Below are 2220 nucleotides of genomic sequence, written 5' to 3' on the forward strand. Positions count from 1 at the left end.
GTGGGTGCCGATGCGTTCTCCTGGATGCGGATGCGGTAGCTGTCGAGGCGCGGATGATCGGGCGATGGGCGCCGGGGGCGAAGGTCGTGCCCGAGATACCGGGCTTGTTCTGCAGACTGTCGGTGATAGTTGCCCCGGGGTTCGCGAGGATCTCGCGCTCGGTCGCAACCGTCACCGGCACGAAGCTGTCGGCGCCTGAGACGACGGCGACGCCCGCGGGAATGTCGATGTCCAGCACCTGGTCGACGGGCTGCCCGGAAATTGGCTGCACGGGCGCGGCCTGCGCGCTGGGCCGGGCAACGGGGTGAGAGGGCCCTCGCGACCCTGCGCCGGTTGTCTTCTTGGGCTTGGCGACGGGGCTGGCGGTCGTGATCTCGATCGGCGGGAGCTCATAGACGTCTCCGCCCTCTTGCGCGGAGGCCCACCCGCACTGCCCATGAGAATCCCGGAAATTGGGCACAGAACGACCAGGCCCTGTTCAACGCGCTCAGCATGATGCCCCCCAAGGCGACGTATGTTATAATATCCGGAGGTATAACATATCATTTGCGCTTGCCAACCGGCTTGACGAGGAGGCTTCGGGGAGGGTTGCGTCAGGCGAGGACGCCATGTGCGCCGCCATCTCGCTGATGGGCCAGTGCAGCATCTTCGTGCTCACCGCGAGCAATTCGCGCAACCGCCGTTCGATCTCAAGATCGACGCGGCAGCGGCTGGCGGATTTTCTCAGCGCGCTGACGCTGCAGGGCTTTGCCCATCAGGCGTGATGGCGAAGCCCTTAAGCGACCTTCGCTCAGCCAGCTGAACCATCGTCATCGGCGTCGACAATTCTCGCGCTGAGGATCGCAGGCGCTGGAGGGCGGCGCTTTCTGTTGCACCATCCCCACCACACGGCCAGGGTCGCCAAACCTGCAAAGGGTATGGCGATGGCGAGAGCCGTTACACTTCCGTTCCCAACCATGAGACTAACGACCGCCCCCACTAACCCAAACAGGATGACGCTCCGGGGTCGAAGCGTTGGCAGTAGAACTCCAAGCACCGCGACCATCTTCGAGTTCAATTGGGGAGATAAGCGTGACATTGAGTGAAAACCCCTGAGATTGCCGGCACTTGTTTCTCACGCCTCGTCGTATGTGTAGCTCTATGATCGGCACCTCGGATCCAACACCCACTTCTCGACTTATCTCTCGCGCTCTCCAAGGTGCCAGCCGAGCCGAGCCAGTCTTGAGATCCCATATCGCAGCAATGCCTGATTTCCCGCTTCGGAAGATTACATCTGTTCTTATGGAACCATCTAATCCGTATCTTACAGCGTCTCCAGCACTGAAGCTTTGCTCGATCTCCACGCCAGGAAGGTTTTGTGATCGCAGGCCCCTTGCGAATTCCATGTGGACGTTCACGCCGTACAGCGGGCCCGCGCCTTCGCCGACGACCACATGAGCTGCCGAGGCTCTATTCAGAAGAATTTCCGTCATTTTGTCGACCAGCGCATCCCCAGTCTTGTCGAAGCGCTCGATCGCAATGCCGGGAACTCCTGTGTCCGCGATTCTGATGATGCCAGGACTAGGCTCTCGCAACTGCACGATGTGGTAGTCGGAAGAGCTTCGTTCCTCCGTGCTGTCCGGTCTTTCGTGATGGCTTGGTCTGCCACCCGTCCATTGGCCGCCACCAGCGCTGCTGCTGCCGGCATCGGTCCATTGGCCGCCGTCTGGGTTTCCGGCAGGGACGCGCGGCTGATCGGGATTAAAATTGGCTTTGCACGCGTGCGTGAGGCGGCGCAGGCTTGTTGCGAGAGCCGCCGCCCGAAGCTGCGAGCTCATATGAAAAAGTCTTGTGCAAGTTACGGACCTATCCATGTCAACATTCCTTTCGGCATCACATCGCCACCAGAATAAGAGAGATTTGGCGAGCGGGGATAACGCCGACGACGAGCGGGCATGGTCGAGGTGAGCGAGAGTATCTCGAGATGGGTGGCGACGCTTATCAGGATATTGAGGGACTAGCGGTGTAAGGGATGGCCGCTCGGTGTGCGTTCAACGTCGGGCTGTAAAGCGTATCCTGCGCGCGCCCGGTCAAGCCGGGCGATGACAAGCGAGTGGCTTATGCCCGCACCCATTCTTTACGCGCCGCGGTCTCCAGCGCATTGACCCCGAACTTATGCCCGCCTCCAAAACCTGCCGTAAAATGCCTCCATCCCTCGCTCAAGAGGACGCGAGCTGCAGA

At 60.8% G+C, this 2220-nt stretch carries 3 protein-coding genes; 2 read left to right on the plus strand and 1 reads right to left on the minus strand.

Annotated features, from left to right (window positions below; all coding sequences use genetic code 11):
- On the minus strand, positions 1-271 hold a 271-nt coding region (locus AUC71_RS18485), incomplete at its 3' end, for a hypothetical protein (RefSeq protein ID WP_141701396.1).
- A 337-nt stretch (positions 272-608) separates the two neighbouring features.
- Here AUC71_RS18485 and AUC71_RS19140 point away from each other — a divergent pair.
- Complete coding sequence (locus AUC71_RS19140) at positions 609-764, plus strand: hypothetical protein (protein ID WP_158007675.1); 156 nt, start codon at positions 609-611, stop codon at positions 762-764.
- Positions 765-1385: 621 nt separating this feature from the next.
- Complete coding sequence (locus tag AUC71_RS18490; protein ID WP_141701397.1) at positions 1386-1892, plus strand: hypothetical protein; 507 nt, start codon at positions 1386-1388, stop codon at positions 1890-1892.
- Positions 1893-2220: the final 328 nt, after the last annotated feature.

Source organism: Methyloceanibacter marginalis (assembly GCF_001723295.1).
GTDB lineage: Bacteria > Pseudomonadota > Alphaproteobacteria > Rhizobiales > Methyloligellaceae > Methyloceanibacter > Methyloceanibacter marginalis.

Coding starts and splice junctions, on each gene's coding strand:
- AUC71_RS19140 (WP_158007675.1), top strand. CDS start 609: ATGTGCGCCGCCATCTCGCTGATGGGCCAGTGCAGCATCTTCGTGCTC.